We start from the raw sequence: 15,151 nt of genomic DNA, 5'->3' as shown, positions 1-15,151 counted from the left end.
AGTAGGAGTGAACGTGGAACTGACCAACAGCTCGGCGATCGTGACCGGCGGTGGCTCCGGCCTCGGCGAGGCCGTGGCGCGCAAGCTCGCCACCGAAGGGCTGGCGGTGACGGTGCTCGATCTCGACGCCGACCGCGGGGAGCGGGTCGCCGCCGAGATCGGCGGTGTCTTCCGTCGAGCCGATGTCGCCGACGCCGACCAGGTGATCGACGCCGTCGAAGCCGCGCTGGTGCACGGTCCGCTGCGGGTGGCGGTCAACTGTGCCGGGATCCCCAGCCTCTCCCGCACCGTCGGCAAGGACGGGAAGTACGAGTCCGCCCACGATCTCGGCGCCTTCCGCAAGGTCGTCGAGGTCAACCTGATCGGCACCTTCAACGTGGTGCGGCTCGCGGCCACGGCGATGTCGCGCAACGAGCCCGACGCGGACGGGGCCAAGGGCGTCATCGTCAACACCACCTCGGTCGCCGCGTTCGACGGTCAGATCGGCCAGGTGGCGTACAGCGCCTCCAAGGGTGGCGTGGTCGGGCTGACCCTGCCGCTGGCGCGGGACCTGGCCGCCGTCGGGGTTCGGGTCAACACGATCGCCCCCGGCCTGATCGAGACCCCCATCTACGAGACGGTCCCGGACCCGGCGGCGTTCAAGGCCAAGCTGGCCGAGGGCGTCGTCTTCCCGCGCCGGCTCGGGCTCCCCGAGGAGTTCGCCTCGCTCGCCTGGGAGCTGATCCACAACCCGTACCTCAACGGCGAGGTCATCCGGCTCGACGGCGCGATCCGGCTGCCTCCGCGCTGATCAGGTGACGTACTGGCCCATCAGCACCTGGATCAGCCGGCGGCCGACCGACATGGCGTGGGTGCGGTCGGAGCCGGCGAGCCCGAGGAGCGGGTCCAGGCCGCGTACGTGAGGGCCGAGGGCGATGTGCGGAAGCAGCATGATGATGGCGGCGACGAGGGCGTCGCGGTCGGTGTCCTCGCGCAGGGCGCCGATCGCGAGGCCGAGGTCGATCATGCCGCCGATGACCTCGAGGTAGTCGACGTAGACCGCCTCACGGACGGCCGCGAGCGCCTTCGGGTTGTGCTCGAGGTTGGCCGAGACCAGCATCTGCCGGTGGCGCGGGTGATCGTAGAAGTAGTCGATCCACGCGTCCATGAGCATCTTGACCGAGCCGAGGTAGTCGGTCATCCACGGGAAGTCGGCGCTCGCCACCTCCATCGCCGCGCGGATGTCATGGCTGGCCCGGGCGATCAGATGGACGAAGAGGTCGGACTTGTCGGGGAAGTACTGGAACAGGCTGCCCTTGGAGATCCCGGCCTCGCGGCAGATCGTGTTGAGGCTGGCGGCGTTGTAGCCCCGGACCCCGAACTCCTCCTCGGCCGCCCGGCGCACGGCATCGCGTTTGGCCTCCGGGAGACGCTCCCAGGTCGGCGTAGGCAAGGGCGCCACCCGTCCTCTCTCATGGCTGGACGCTCGCATCGTAGCGTGCTGCCGCCGTGTTCCTTGACCGTGCCGCGGCGGCGCCCCTAGTCTATGACCGGTGGTCATGTGACCACCGGTCATGGTGGGTGGAGGCGCGATGTCGAGCTTTGGGTACCGAACGTCGGGAGTCGATGAGACGTTCGGGAACGAGGTCCTGAAGCGCCGATCCCAGGCCGTCGCCGAGGCCGTGGCGGCCCGCTTCGCGCCGACCACCTACACGCAGGTGGACCGGATGGGCGGCACCGTGGTCCGGCTGGCCCTCTCGCCCTATCTCGTCGAGCTCGAGCTGGACTGGGTGGACGACGTGGTCGAGGTCTTCGTCGGGCCCCTGCAGCCGAACCAGGTCGTCGGGCACGAGAGCCGGCGACGGCTGGTCGGGATGCTCACCGCCTACGACCGGGCGCTGTTCGAGAGCGAGACCAGGCGAGCGGTCGGGCGCGGTGGTCTGCGTGGCATCGCCGCCCAGATCGATGCCGCCGCCCGTGCGTTCGAGCGCTTCTACGACGACACCCCGGTCAGCCGGCAGGCCGGTTTCTGAGGCCAGAGGTCAGCCGAGGGGGAGCGGGGAGCTCTCCTTGGTGTTGCCGAAGGCGAAGGTGGTCTCGATCGAGGCGAGCGCCGGCATCGTCCGGAGGTTGTCGCGCAGGAACTTCTCGTACGTCTCGAACGAGGGAGTGACGACCTTCAGCAGGTAGTCGTGGTCGCCGGCGAGGACGTACGCCTCGGTGACCTCGGGGATGTCGCGAAGGTGCTTCTCGACGGTCTCGACCGCGTCGGTCGTGTGGGTGGCCATCTTGATGCGCACGAACGCGGTGATGTTCATGCCGACGGCGTGCGGGTCGACGACGGCGCGGTAGCCGCTGATCACGCCGGCCTCCTCCAGGGCGCGGACGCGGCGCAGGCACGGCGAGGGGGAGAGGCCGACGCGGTCGGCCAGCTCCTGGTTGGTCAGGCGGCCGTTCTGCTGCAGCTCCCAGAGGATCTGCTTGTCGGTCTCGTCGATCGTGCGCATGGTGGCAGATTCTGCCACTCATCGGCGTGGACATGGCAGATCCGGCAATCATCTGCGCCCCGGTTTTGCCTATCGTGGCGCGCCATGGGGACACGACGGGGTGGCGGGAATCGGGCGGCGGGATGGTCCGCGCTGGGGGCGACGGTGGTGCTGTGGTCCTCCTTCGCGCTGAGCACACGCGGCATCGGCGGGTCGAGCCTGACCGTCGCCGATGCGGCGTTCCTCCGGTTCGCGACGCCGGTGGTCCTGCTGGCCCCGCTGCTGCCGAGCACGATCAGGGCCGTACGCCGCGAGCGGCCCGACGTCCTCGCGCTGCTGCTCGTGGGCGGGCTCCCGCACTTCCTCGTGTTCGCGTTCGGGGCCCGGCTGACCAGCGCCGCGCTCACCGGGATGCTGGTTCCGGGCACCGTGCCGCTCTTCGTCACGCTGCTCGCCCTGGCCCGTGGCCGGGCCCTGATTCCGCCGCGGCGCGTGGTCGCGCTGGGGCTGATCACGGCGGGTGTCGGGGTGAGCGGGCTCCTGGTCGGCAGCGGGGCGTCTTTGGGCGGGGTGGGCCTGCTCCTCGTCGGAGGGTTCGCCTGGGCGGTGTTCACGACGGGCCTGCAGCGGACGAGCCTGACGCTCCTGCAGATGGTGCTGGCCGTCTGCGCCGTCTCGAGCGTGGCCGCGCTCGTCCTGGCGGCGTCCGGTGCGATGCCGTCGCACCTGCTCGCGGGCACCGCCGAGCTCGGCGACGTGGTGCTCCTCACCACGCTCCAGGGCGTCGGGACCGGCCTGATGTCGACGCTCTGCTACGCCTTCGCCGTCAAGGCCCTCGGCGGTGGGCCGGCCTCGGTCGGGGGCGCGGTGAGCCCGGTGCTGACCGCCGTCGTCGCGGTCCCGGTCTTCGGCGAGCCGATCGGCCTCGGCCTCGCTGTCGCGCTCGCGCTCATCGTGGCCGGCGTGGCCACGTTCAACAGGGCCGCGACCGGCTCAGCCGAGGATGCGACCGGCCTCGAACCGGAGGACGTGGTCGGCGGCGGTGATGCTCTCCTCGTCGTGGGTGACGCAGGCGACCGTGGCGCCGCGGGCGGCTTCCTCGGCGAGGATCTCGCGGGTGCGCTGCCGGCTGGCGGCGTCCAGCCCCGCGGCGGGCTCGTCCAGGAGCAGGATCGCCGCGCGCTGGACGATGCCCTGAGCCAGTAGCGCGCGCTGGCGCTGCCCGCCGGAGAGCTCGCCGAACGTACGTTGCTCGAGGCCGGTCATGCCGACCCGGTCGATCGCCTCCGCGATCGCGTTCCGCCGGTCGGCCCGCCGGGCCCACCCGGTCCGGCGGCCCCAGGTTCCGATCGCGACGACGTCATGGACGGTCACCGGCAGGGCGTCCGGGGTCGAGGGTCGCTGCACGACCAGGGCGAGGCGCCCGTGGCGGGTGACCGCGCCGCGCCGCGGGCTCCGCACCCCGGCGAGCAGCTCGACGAAGGTCGACTTTCCCGACCCGTTCGGCCCGGCGACGGCGGTGACCGTCCCGGCCCGGAAAGCGGCACTGACCTGGTGGATCACGTCCTGGCTGTCGTAGCCGAAGCAGAGGTCGCGGGCGGAGAGGGAGGGTGGTTCGGTCTGGTCGAGGGGGAGCACGCGCCTCACTATAGCAATTGGTAACCATTCTCATTAAGCGCTAGAGTCCCGCCCCGTGCCATCGATCATCGAGCCCTTCCGGACCGACTTCATGCTGCAGGCCCTGGCCGGCGGGGTGCTGGTGGCGGCCATCTGCGGGGTCGTCGGCACCTGGGTCGTGATCCGCGGGATGGCGTTCCTCGGCGAGGCGATCGGGCACGGGATGCTCCCCGGCGTCGCCCTCGCGACGGTCCTCGGCGGCCCCGTCATGCTCGGTGGCGCGGTGAGCGCGATCGTCATGAGCGCGACGATCGGAGCGCTCCAGCGCCGTGGCCGGCTGACCTACGACACCAGCATCGGGCTGCTGTTCGTGGCGATGCTCTCGCTCGGCGTCATCATCATCTCCCACTCGCGCAGCTTCGCCACGGACGCGACGGCGATGCTGTTCGGCGACGTGCTCGCCCTCGGGTCCGACGACATCACCCTGCTCGCGGTCGCTCTGGCGGTCACCCTGGCCGTCGCCGTGGGCTTCCACCGGGCGTTCGTCGCCTCGGCCTTCGACCCCCGGATCGCCCGTACGTTGGGCCTGCACCCGCAGCTGGCGCAGGTGCTGCTCGTCGGTCTGGTGACCCTCGCCGTCGTCGCGTCCTACCAGGCGGTCGGCTCGCTGCTCGTGATCGCGCTGCTCCTCGCGCCGGCGGTGGCCGCCGGGCAGTGGACCACGCGGATCCCGACCACCATGGCCTGCGCCGCCGTGATCGGTGCCGCCGCGGTCCTCATCGGCCTGACCGCGTCCTGGTACGCGGGCACCGCAGCCGGGGCGTCGATCGCCTGCGCGGCCATCCTCACCGCCGTCACCTCGGGGCTGCTCCGCAGCGCCCTCGGTCTGCTTCGACGTCCGTCCCCCACCTCCGAAAGGACCTCATGCACCGCAGGACAATCGCCGGCATCGTCACCGGGCTGACGCTGGCTGCCACCACCGGATGTGGCGGCGCCGACGCCGGCGCCGACGCCGGCGCCGACCCGGGCCCGGGCAAGGACCACGGCGCCGTCGAGGGCGCCCAGGAGGTCGCCGAGCCACAGCTGCACCTGACCACGATCGACGCCGACGGCGCGGTCGCCCAGCTCGACCTCCTCCAGGGGAGCTCGGCGGAGGTCGGAGAGATCGGTGCCCCCAGCTCGGTCGAGACCGACGGCCGCTACCTGTTCGCGACCACCGCGGACGGCGTGGAGATCGTCGACAGCGGGATGTGGACCTGGGACCACGGCGACCACTTCCACTACTACCGGGGCGAGCCGAGGCTGCTCGGCGACCTCCGCGGGGAGGGCCCGGCGAGGGTCGCCACCGGGCCGCTGTCGACGGCCGGCTCGACCGGAGTCTTCTTCGCGGGCAGCGGCGAGGCGGTCCTCCTCGACAACGGGGCCCTCGCCGACGGCGAGGTGCGCGAGCTGTTCCGCATCGACGCCGGGTCGCGCGACGGCATCGTCGCCCCGATCGGCGACGGTGCCCTGGTGACGGTCGCCGACGGCGGCGCGATCACCGGGATCCGCTATCACGACGCCGACGGCAACGCGGCCGGGGAGCAGACCCCCTGTGCTCGAGCGAGCGGAACCATCACGACCAAGGTCGGCGTGGTCGTCGGCTGTGCCGACGGCGCGGTGCTCGCCACCGAGACCGACGGCCGGATCGGGTACGAACGGATCCCCTACCCGAGCGATGCACCCCGTGCGACCCGGTTCGACGGGCGCAAGAACCGCCCGACGGTCGCGGCGCTCTCCGGGAAGAGCGGGATCTGGCTCCTCGACACCCGCGAGCGGAGCTGGACCCACCTCGACGCCGGCACCTCGCTGCGTCAGGTGGTCGCCGTCGACGACGAGGAGGGGCACGTCCTCGCCCTCGACACCACCGGACGTGTCCGGGTGTTCGCGGCCGAGGACGGCAAGCAGCTCGCGGTGACCGACCCGCTGGGCACGAGCGAGTCCGCGGAGATCCAGCTGGACCAGGACCGCGCCTACCTCAACGATCCGGCGAAGGGGGTCGTCCACGAGATCGCGTACGCCGACGAGGCCCGGATCGCGCGGACGCTCGAGACGCCTACCGTGCCGGAGTTCTTCGCGGAGACCGGCCGATGAGGCGCCTGCTCGGGGCCACCGTCGCGGCCCTCGCGATGTCGCTCACCGGCTGCGCCGGAGCAGCCGGCGGCGACGATCGCCCCCACATCGTGGTGACCACCAACATCCTCGGCGACGTCGTCGCCGCCACGGTCGGTGACGCCGCCCAGGTGACCACGCTGATGCGGCCGAACGCGGACCCGCACTCCTTCGAGATCTCGGCCCGCGAAGCCGCGATGATGCGCGATGCCGACCTGATCGTCTCCAACGGGCTCGGCCTCGAGGAGGGCCTCCAGCGCCACCTCGACCAGGCGGCCGAGGCCGGCGTCGAGACGTACGTCGCCGGCGAGCACATCGCCGTCCTCGACTACGCCGACGGGGAGTCCGCCGGCACCCCGGACCCGCACTTCTGGACCGACCCGGCGCGGATGCGTGACGTCGTCGACGGCCTCGAAACGGCGGCCGAGGACATCGACGGCATCGACGAGCAGGTCGTGGACCGAGCGGCCGACGCGTACCGGACCGAGCTCGACGACCTCGACCGGGAGATGACCGAGTCCTTCGCGAGCCTCCCGGAGCAGCGGCGCAGCCTGGTCACCAACCACCACGTGTTCGGCTACCTGGCCGACCGGTTCGGCTTCCGGGTCGTCGGGGCGGTCATCCCGGGCGGGACGACGCTGGCCGCGCCCAGCGCCGCGGACCTGCGCGACCTGACCGAGGCGATCGAGCGGGCCGGCGTACCGACGATCTTCGCCGAGTCCTCCCAGCCGGACCGCCTCATCCAGGTGCTCGCCGACGAGGCGGGCGTCGACGTCGAGGTCAGCGAGCTGTTCACGGAGTCCCTGACCGAGAAGGGCCAGGGCGCCGACACCTATCTCACCATGATGCGCGCCAACACCGAGCGCATCACCAACGGGCTCTCACCAGGGCCCACCGATTGAAAGGCACACCATGCACACCCCACAGAACCGTGCCCTCCGAGCCGTCACGGTGGTGGCCGGCGTATCGCTGGCGCTCTCGGCGTGCGGCTCCACCGCCGAAGGCGAGGAGTCGACGACCTCCGCAGCCGAGAAGGGCAGCCGCCTCGCGATCTCCTACGCCAACGGGATCGCCCTCCTCGACGCCGAGTCACTCGAGGTCGTCGAGGAGTTCGAGACCGAGGAGTTCGTACGCCTCAACCCGATCGGCGACGGCCGCAACCTCGCGGTCACCACCAGCAAGGGCTTCCAGGTGCTCGACACGCAGACGCCCGAGCTGACCGACCTCGTCTTCCCGGCCGACACCGGTGGCCACGTCGTCCACCACGGCGACAAGACGGTCCTCTACGCCGACGGCAGCGGCGAGACGACCATCTTCGACACGGCCGCGTTGGGTGATGCCGGCAAGCTCCCGGAGACCACGACCTGGACCGCTCCCGAGGCCCACCACGGCGTCTCGATCGTGCTCGAGGACGGCACCCTGCTGACCACGGTGGGCACCGAGGAGAGCCGCTCGGGCGCGATCGCCCTCGAGCCGACGGGCGACGGTTTCGAGCAGATCGCCGCCAACGACGCCTGCCCCGGCATCCACGGCGAGGGCACCGCCGCCGACGAGGCCGTCGTCTTCGGCTGCGAGGACGGCGCCCTGCTCTACCGCGACGGTGCGTTCGAGAAGCTCCAGGCGCCCGACGAGTTCGGCCGGATGGGCAACGCGTACGTCTCCGAGACCAGCCCGATCATCGTCGGCGACTACAACACCGACCCCGACGCCGAGGGCTACCTGCTCGACACGGTCACGCTCATCGACACCGAGAAGAGCACCCTGAAGCCGGTCGCGCTCCCCGACGGCGTCGAGTACACCTTCCGCGACGTCGCGCGTGGCCCGGAGGACCTGGCCTACATCCTCGCCACCGACGGCTCGATCCACGTCCTGGACCCGGCGACCGGCAAGATCACCGACGAGTACCCGGTCGTGAAGCCCTGGGAGGGCCCGGCGGAGTGGCAGGACCCGCACCCGGCGATCAAGGTGAACGGTGACCTCGCCTACGTCACCGAGCCGGCCGCCAACACGGTCCACGCCGTCGACCTGACGTCGGGCGAGGTCACCGCCTCGGTCGAGCTCGACGAGCAGCCGAACGAGATCGCCGTGAGCTGAAGTCCCCGCCGACTCGGCGCGTCTGTCCCACACCAGAACGTCGAGTCGGCGCATCTGTCCCAGATCTGAGCGCCGAGTCGGCGCAACTGCCTCGAGCCCCGAAAGGGGCGGGACAGATGCGCCGACTCGGCTCGTTGTGCCAGGGCAGTTGTGCCGGGTCGGCGGGTTGTGCTGGGACAGTTGCGCCGGGTGGGCGGGTCAGGAGAGGGCGCGGCGGGCGGTGTCGAGGAACGTACGGAACGCCTCGCGGTCCTCGGGTCCGAGGTCGGCCAGCATCTGCTCCTCGAGCTCCTCGACGCGCGGGTCGTAGGTGTCGAGGAAGGCGCGGCCCTCGGTGGTGAGGCTGATCAGCATGCGGCGCCGGTTGTCGGGGTCGGTGCGGCGCTCGATGAGGCCGCGGCGCTCGAGGGCGCCGATGAGGTCGGCGGCGGACTGGGCGCGTACGAACGAGGCGCGGGCCAGGTCGGCCGCGCTCATCGTGGGGCGGCGCTCGAGCACCGAGAGGGCGGTGTACTGCAGGGCGGTGACCCCTGATTCCTTCAGGACGGCGTCGAGGCGGGCTCGGGTCGCGAGCTCGAGCTGCTTGACGACGTAGAGCAGCAGGGGTGCGTCGGTCATGCGGTCATTCAAGCATCGCCGCGCTTGCGGGAGGAGCCTACTTCTGAGATTATCAGGATTCCTGTCAATCATGAGGAGTTCATCATGCTCGGAACCCCCCTGCCCGATGCCCTGCGGGCGGAGCGCATCGACGACATCGCGGTGCTGACGCTCGCCCGGCCCGCGAAGCGGAACGCGCTCAGCGACGAGGCGGTGCTCGGGATCGAGCGGTTCTTCGATGCCCTCGAGCCGGACGTACGCGCCGTCGTCATCGACGCGGACGGCGACCACTTCTGCGCCGGGCTCGACCTTTCCGAGATGACCGAGCGTGACACCCTCGCCGGCGTCAGCCACTCGCGGATGTGGCACCGCGTCTTCGAGAAGATCGAGTTCGGGCCGGTCCCGGTCGTGGCGGCGCTGAAGGGTGCCGTGGTCGGGGGCGGGCTGGAGCTCGCCGCCGCCGCGCACGTCCGGGTCGCGGAGGAGTCCACCTTCTACGCGCTGCCCGAGGGACAGCGCGGGCTCTTCGTCGGCGGCGGCGCCTCGGTGCGCGTCCCGCGGCTCATCGGGGTCGCCCGGATGGCCGACATGATGCTGACCGGACGTCGCTACGACGCGCAGGAGGGGCTGGGCCTGGGCCTGAGCCAGTACGCCGTGGCCGACGGCCTGGGCCGAAAGACCGCCCTGGAGCTGGCCGGCCGGATCGCCCGGAACGCGCCGCAGACCAACTTCGCCGTCGTGCAGGCGCTGCCGCGCATCGCCGAGGCCAACCCCCGAGACGGCTTCCTGATGGAGTCGCTGATGGCCGCGATCGCGCAGGGGACCGACGACGCCAAGGGCCGGATGCGGGACTTCCTCGCCGGCCGCGCCGGGAAGGTGACGGACCAGTGAGCATCAGGCAGGGCGACGTCGTCTGGTCCCCGCCCGCGGACGTCCTCGAGACCTCCCGCGTCGGCGAGTTCCTGGCCTGGCTCGCGCGCGAGCGCGGTGTGGAGATGACGACTCACGAGGAGCTGTGGCGCTGGTCGGTGACCGACCTCGACGGCTTCTGGTCGGCGGTGTGGGACTTCTTCGGCGTGCGGGCGCACGCTCCGTACGACAGCGTCCTGGCCTCCCGCGAGATGCCCGGCGCGCGCTGGTTCCCGGGTGCCACCCTCAACTATGCCGAGCACACGCTCGGCACCGACGAGGATCGCGACCGGATCGCCGTGCTCGGCCGCTCGCAGACCCGTGCCGACGTCGAGCTGACCTTCGGCGACCTGCGCGACCAGGTGGCCCGGGCGCGGGCGGCGCTGGCCAGGCTGGGCGTACGCCGCGGCGACCGCGTCGCCGGCTACCTCCCCAACATCCCCGAGGCCCTGGTCGCCTACCTCGCCACCGCCAGCCTCGGCGCGACCTGGGCATCGTGTGCCAGCGAGTTCGGCCCACGCAGCGTGATCGACCGCTTCGCCCAGATCGAGCCGGTGGTGCTGCTGGTCGCAGGCGGCTATCGCTACGGCGCCAAGGACGTCGACCGACGCTCCCAGGTCACCGAGATCCGGGCCGAGCTGCCGTCGGTGCGGCAGGTGATCGATGTGGAGTATGGGGAACACCGGGTCGATGAAACGCTCTCCTGGACCTCGCTGCTCGGCGCCGAGGACGGGGCCGACCTCGCGTTCGAGCCGGTGCCCTTCGACCACCCGCTGGTGGTCCTCTTCTCCTCCGGCACGACCGGGCGGCCGAAGGCGATCGTCCACGGCCACGGCGGCATCCTGCTGGAGCACCTCAAGAACCACGCGCTGTCGTGGGACATGGGGCCGCAGGACCGGATGCTCTGGTTCTCCACGACCGCCTGGATGATGTGGAACGCCCTGGTCTCCTCGCTCCTGGTGCGCTCATCGATCGTCATGGTCGACGGCAACCCGATGCACCCCGACCTGACCTGGCAGTGGCGGCTCGCGGCCTCGACGGGGGCGACGGTCATGGGCGCCAGCCCCGGCTTCGTGATGGCCTGCCGCAAGGCGGGAGTCGAGCTGAAGGACCTCGGTGACCTGCGGGTTCGCGTCCTCGGCTCGGCCGGGGCGCCGCTGCCGCCGGAGGGCTACGCCTGGCTCGCCGACCAGCTTCCCGGCGCCCAGATCAACGTCGGCAGCGGCGGCACCGACGTCTGCTCCGGCATCGTGCAGAACAACCCGCTGCTCCCGGTCCATGCCGGGGAGATCTCGGGCCGCTGCCTCGGCGTCGACGCCCACGCCTACGACGAGTCCGGCCGCCCCGTCACCGGCGAGCTCGGCGAGCTGGTCATCACCTCGCCGATGCCCTCGATGCCGGTCGGCTTCTGGGGCGACTCCGAGGGTTCTCGTTACCGAGAGGCCTACTTCGACCACTATCCCGGCGTCTGGCGCCACGGCGACTGGATCCTCTTCCACGACAACGGCAGCTGCCACGTCGCCGGCCGTTCCGACGCGACCCTCAACCGCGGCGGCGTACGCCTCGGCACCGCCGAGTTCTACCGCGTCGCCGAGGAGGTGGACGGTGTCGCCGACTCGCTGGTCGTCCATCTCGAGGACCCCGACGGCGGCAACGGCGAGCTGCTGCTCTTCGTGGTCACCGAGGAGGGAACCCGTCTCGACGACCTGCTCCGGACCCGACTGGTCCGCGCGCTGCGCTCGGCGCTCTCCCCGCGGCACATCCCCGACCAGGTGATCGAGGTGCCCGCGGTGCCGCGCAACCTCACCGGCAAGAAGCTCGAGCTGCCCGCCAAGCGCATCCTGCAGGGCGTACGTCCTGAGGACGTGGCCAGCCGCGACGCCCTCGCGAACCCTGCCTCCCTCGACCCGTTCGTCGCGCTGGCGGCCTCGGGCGCGCTGAGCAGGAGGACCGCATGAGGAGCGGTGAGAACGTTCGTACGCTCGGGGTCGTCGGCACCGGCGCGATCGGGGTCAGCTGGGTGGTGCTCGGGCTCGAGCACGGGCTCGACGTGGTCGCCTGGGACCCGGCCGAGGGCGCGGAGGAGCGGCTGCGGGCGCAGGTCCCGGAGGGTGGGCTGCGGTTCGCGGGCGATCTTGCCGAGGTCGGCGCGGACGCCGACCTGGTGCTCGAGAGCGGACCGGAGCGGCTGGAGGTCAAGCGCGAGATCTTCGCGACGCTCGATGCGGCCGCGCCACCCGAGGTGCTGCTGACCAGCAGCTCCTCGGGCCTGATGCCCAGCTCGTTCCAGGACGCCTGCACGCACCACCCCGAGCGGGTGCTGGTGGCCCACCCGTTCAACCCGCCGCACCTGGTGCCGCTGGTCGAGGTCGTCGGCGGGCGAGCGACGTCGCCGGAGGCCACCCAGGCCGCCCTGGAGACCCTGCGCCACCTGGGCAAACGTCCCATCCACATCCGCCGCGAGGTCCCCGGGCACGTGGCCAACCGGCTCCAGGCGGCGCTGTGGCGCGAGGCCTACCACCTCGTCGACCAGGGCATCGTCTCGGTCGCCGACATCGACACGGCGATCGCCGACGGTCCGGGGCTGCGCTGGTCGCTCCTCGGACCCTTCGCGACCCAGCACCTCTCCGGCGGTCCCGGCGGGCTGGGTCATGTGCTCGAGCACCTCGGCCCGCCCATGGTCGACTGGTGGGACGACCTGGGCCACCCCGAGCTCACCGCCGGGCTGATCGAGAAGCTGGTCGACGGGGTCGACGAGGAGCTCGACGGGACCTCCGCCGAGGACCTGGTCGCGCGCCGCGACCAGGCGCTGCGGCGACTGCTGGAGATCAAGACCGACCTCGGGCTCGGCTGAGACGCCGAGCCCACGAGACGAACGAGGATCGACATGTTGGACAGCGGCATCGGATCGTGGCCCGCCCGCCGGGCCCGGATGACCCCTGGTGCGCGGGCGTTCGTGCAGGACGACGCGGTGGTGACGTACGCCGAGGTCGACCGCCTCGTCGAGGCGGTCGCCCATGGGCTGCGCGCCCGCGGCGTCGCGGCCGGCGACCGGGTCGCCTTCCTGGGCCTGAACTCGATCGAGCTCGCGGTCACGCTTTTCGCCACCGCCCGGCTCGGCGCCGTCTTCCTGCCGCTCAACACCCGGCTGGCACCACCCGAGCTGGCCTGGATCCTCGCCGGCGCCGAGCCGGCGCTGCTGATCCACGCCGACGATTTCGACGAGTCGGTCTCCTCCGAGGCGGTCGCGGCGACGGGCCTGCCGAGCCATCGGTTCACCGCTGCCGGCGGCCACGGCCTCGACACGCTCGCGGTGGCGTCGACGGAGCGGATCGACGTCGAGGTCGGGCTGGACGACGTCTTCATGATCCAGTACACCTCCGGCACCAGCGGCCGCCCCAAGGGCGTGATGTTGACGCACGGCAACATCGCCTGGAACGCCTTCAACCTGCTCGTCGACGTCGACATCCGCTCCGACGAGATCGCCCTGGTCACCGCCCCGCTGTTCCACACCGCCGCGCTCAACCAGGTGCTGCTCCCGACCTTCCTCAAGGGAGGGACGTCCCTGATCGCAGCGCGCTTCGACCCGGCCGCCGCGATCGCGACCATCGAGCGCGAGCGGGTCACGCTGCTCTTCGGGGTCACCTCGATGTACCAGGCGCTCGCCCAGGAGCCGACCTGGGCGAGCGCCGACCTCGACAGTCTCCGCTCGGCCCTGAGCGGCGGAGCGCCGATCCCGCGCACGCTCCTCGACACCTGGCAGAGCCGGGGCCTGCACATCATCCAGGGCTACGGCCTCACCGAGGCGTCCCCCGGGACGACCATGCTGCGCGCCGGCGACGGGCTCGACAAGCTCGGCTCGGCCGGCACCCCCTGCTTCTTCACCGACGTACGCGTGATGGCGCCCGGCGACGTGGAGGCGGCACCCGGCCAGGCCGGGGAGGTGCACGTCAGCGGTCCGAACGTGACTCCCGGCTACTGGCACAACGAAGCAGCGACAGAGGCTGCGTTCGACGGTCCCTGGCTGCGTACGGGGGATGTCGCGGTGCTCGACGACGACGGCTTCCTCTACGTGGTCGACCGGGTGAAGGACATGTTCATCAGCGGCGGCGAGAACGTCTATCCGGCCGAGGTCGAGCAGGCGCTCTACACCCATCCCGACGTCGCCGAGGCCGCCGTCATCGGCGTCCCCGACGAGCGCTGGGGCGAAGTGGGAAGAGCCGTCGTCGTCCGCCGCCCCGACTCCGCCCTCACCCAGGACGACCTGCTGAAACACCTCGACGGACAGCTCGCCCGCTACAAGATCCCCCGGGCGGTCGTCTTCGTCGACGAGATCCCGCACAACGCCTCGGGGAAGCTGCTGAAGTCCCGGGTGCGCGAGCTGTACGGCACCCCGAAAGGAGCATGACGCATGCCCACCCCCTACGAGCCCCGCATCGACACCGGGTCGATCCGAGCCCTCGACATGCACACCCATGTCGAGGCCGACCACCACGGCCACCTCTCGCTCGACCAGGAGCTGATGGACGCCTCGGCGGCCTACTTCCGTGGCGACCACCCGCGCACCCCGACCGTCGACGACCTCGCCGCCTACTACCGCGAGCGGGACATGGCCGCGGTGATCTTCACCGTCGACGCCTCGACCGGCCTCGACCACCCGCCGCTGTCCAGCGAGGAGATCGCCGAGCGCGCGACCGAGCACGCCGACGTGCTGATCCCGTTCGGCTCGGTGGACCCTCGCCGGGGTGAGGCCGCCGTGAAGCAGGCCAGAAGACTGGTCGAGGACCACGGCGTACGCGGCTTCAAGTTCCATCCCGGTCTGCAGGCCTTCTCGCCGAACGACCCGGAGCACGCCGCGCTGTGGGCGACCCTGCAGGAGCTCGGCGTGGTCGCCCTCTTCCACACCGGCCAGACCGGGATCGGGGCCGGCCTGCCCGGCGGCCGCGGCATCAAGCTGCGCTACTCCGACCCGCTGCTCCTCGACGACGTGGCCGCCGACTTCCCCGACCTGCAGATCGTGATGGCACACCCAGCCGTCCCCTGGGTCGACGTGCAGATCTCGATCGCCACCCACAAGGCCAACGTGCACATCGACCTGTCCGGCTGGTCGCCGAAGTACTTCCCGCCGCAGCTGGTCAAGCAGCTCAACGGCCCGCTGCGCCACAAGGTGCTCTTCGGCTCCGACTTCCCGGTCATCACACCCGACCGCTGGTTCGCCGACCTGGAAAGGCTCGAGATCAAGGACGAGGTCCGCCCCCTGCTGGTGAAGGACAACGCCCTGCGCCTGCTCGGGCTCGCCTGAGCAGGCGCAGGGCGGG

15 protein-coding genes are annotated in these 15,151 nt (G+C 71.5%); 11 read left to right on the top strand and 4 right to left on the bottom strand.

The genetic code is table 11. From position 1 onward, the window contains the following. The first annotated feature begins 13 nt into the window (after positions 1–13). The gene (locus tag ACZ6WN_RS10995; RefSeq protein WP_465864671.1) at positions 14–790 is read left to right on the top strand and encodes an SDR family NAD(P)-dependent oxidoreductase; all 777 of its coding nucleotides are present in this window, start codon (positions 14–16) and stop codon (positions 788–790) included. Here ACZ6WN_RS10995 and ACZ6WN_RS10990 read toward each other — a convergent pair whose 3' ends face one another. Then, positions 791–1,432 (bottom strand): TetR/AcrR family transcriptional regulator, encoded by a 642-nt coding sequence (locus ACZ6WN_RS10990; protein ID WP_465864670.1) that lies wholly within the window; start codon positions 1,430–1,432, stop codon positions 791–793. It abuts the gene before it with no gap. Between the two features lie 139 nt (positions 1,433–1,571). Between ACZ6WN_RS10990 and ACZ6WN_RS10985 the strand changes: the two genes are divergently transcribed. Beyond that, positions 1,572–2,012, top strand: coding sequence for a hypothetical protein (locus ACZ6WN_RS10985; RefSeq protein WP_465864669.1), 441 nt, complete (start codon positions 1,572–1,574; stop codon positions 2,010–2,012). 9 nt (positions 2,013–2,021) lie between these two features. On the opposite strand, the gene ACZ6WN_RS10980 is transcribed toward ACZ6WN_RS10985, so the two are convergent. Then, complete coding sequence (locus ACZ6WN_RS10980) at positions 2,022–2,486, bottom strand: Lrp/AsnC family transcriptional regulator (RefSeq protein ID WP_465864668.1); 465 nt, start codon at positions 2,484–2,486, stop codon at positions 2,022–2,024. 972 nt (positions 2,487–3,458) lie between these two features. Continuing rightward, on the bottom strand, positions 3,459–4,103 hold the full coding sequence (gene aztA / locus ACZ6WN_RS10975) for a zinc ABC transporter ATP-binding protein AztA (RefSeq protein ID WP_465864667.1): 645 nt from the start codon (positions 4,101–4,103) through the stop codon (positions 3,459–3,461). Positions 4,104–4,158: 55 nt separating this feature from the next. Between aztA and aztB the strand changes: the two genes are divergently transcribed. Genes aztB through aztD form a run of 4 tightly spaced genes read left to right on the top strand, consistent with a single transcriptional unit; the run spans position 4,159 to position 8,327 of the window. After that, positions 4,159–5,046 carry a zinc ABC transporter permease AztB gene (aztB, locus tag ACZ6WN_RS10970; protein ID WP_465864666.1) on the top strand — a complete coding sequence of 296 codons (888 nt, stop codon included), beginning with the start codon at positions 4,159–4,161 and terminating at the stop codon, positions 5,044–5,046. Continuing rightward, positions 5,007–6,215, top strand: a complete 1,209-nt coding sequence (locus ACZ6WN_RS10965) for an ABC transporter (protein ID WP_465864665.1) — start codon at positions 5,007–5,009, stop codon at positions 6,213–6,215. The genes aztB and ACZ6WN_RS10965 overlap by 40 nt, the downstream gene beginning before the upstream one ends. Further along, complete coding sequence (gene aztC, locus ACZ6WN_RS10960; protein ID WP_465864664.1) at positions 6,212–7,135, top strand: zinc ABC transporter substrate-binding protein AztC; 924 nt, start codon at positions 6,212–6,214, stop codon at positions 7,133–7,135. Before ACZ6WN_RS10965 ends, aztC begins: the two co-directional genes overlap by 4 nt. Before the next feature lie 10 nt (positions 7,136–7,145). After that, the gene (aztD, locus tag ACZ6WN_RS10955; protein WP_465864663.1) at positions 7,146–8,327 is read left to right on the top strand and encodes a zinc metallochaperone AztD; all 1,182 of its coding nucleotides are present in this window, start codon (positions 7,146–7,148) and stop codon (positions 8,325–8,327) included. A 198-nt stretch (positions 8,328–8,525) separates the two neighbouring features. Here aztD and ACZ6WN_RS10950 read toward each other — a convergent pair whose 3' ends face one another. Next, the gene (locus tag ACZ6WN_RS10950) at positions 8,526–8,945 is read right to left on the bottom strand and encodes a MarR family winged helix-turn-helix transcriptional regulator (protein WP_465864662.1); all 420 of its coding nucleotides are present in this window, start codon (positions 8,943–8,945) and stop codon (positions 8,526–8,528) included. An 84-nt stretch (positions 8,946–9,029) separates the two neighbouring features. On the opposite strand from ACZ6WN_RS10950, the gene ACZ6WN_RS10945 reads away from it, so the two are divergent. The 5 genes from ACZ6WN_RS10945 to couO are packed head-to-tail and all read left to right on the top strand — an operon-like array spanning position 9,030 to position 15,135. Next, on the top strand, positions 9,030–9,815 hold the full coding sequence (locus ACZ6WN_RS10945; RefSeq protein WP_465864661.1) for a crotonase/enoyl-CoA hydratase family protein: 786 nt from the start codon (positions 9,030–9,032) through the stop codon (positions 9,813–9,815). Then, entirely contained in the window at positions 9,812–11,791 is a 1,980-nt protein-coding gene (locus ACZ6WN_RS10940) for an acetoacetate--CoA ligase (protein ID WP_465864660.1), read from the top strand. Before ACZ6WN_RS10945 ends, ACZ6WN_RS10940 begins: the two co-directional genes overlap by 4 nt. Beyond that, positions 11,788–12,687, top strand: a complete 900-nt coding sequence (locus ACZ6WN_RS10935; RefSeq protein WP_465864659.1) for a 3-hydroxyacyl-CoA dehydrogenase NAD-binding domain-containing protein — start codon at positions 11,788–11,790, stop codon at positions 12,685–12,687. The genes ACZ6WN_RS10940 and ACZ6WN_RS10935 overlap by 4 nt, the downstream gene beginning before the upstream one ends. Before the next feature lie 33 nt (positions 12,688–12,720). Beyond that, on the top strand, positions 12,721–14,241 hold the full coding sequence (locus ACZ6WN_RS10930; protein WP_465864658.1) for an acyl-CoA synthetase: 1,521 nt from the start codon (positions 12,721–12,723) through the stop codon (positions 14,239–14,241). A 3-nt stretch (positions 14,242–14,244) separates the two neighbouring features. Then, the gene (couO, locus tag ACZ6WN_RS10925) at positions 14,245–15,135 is read left to right on the top strand and encodes a 4-hydroxyphenyl-beta-ketoacyl-CoA hydrolase (protein WP_465864657.1); all 891 of its coding nucleotides are present in this window, start codon (positions 14,245–14,247) and stop codon (positions 15,133–15,135) included. Positions 15,136–15,151: the final 16 nt, after the last annotated feature.

This window comes from Nocardioides sp. NPDC054178, assembly GCF_055585005.1.
This window is presented reverse-complemented; position numbering and strand designations above follow the sequence as displayed.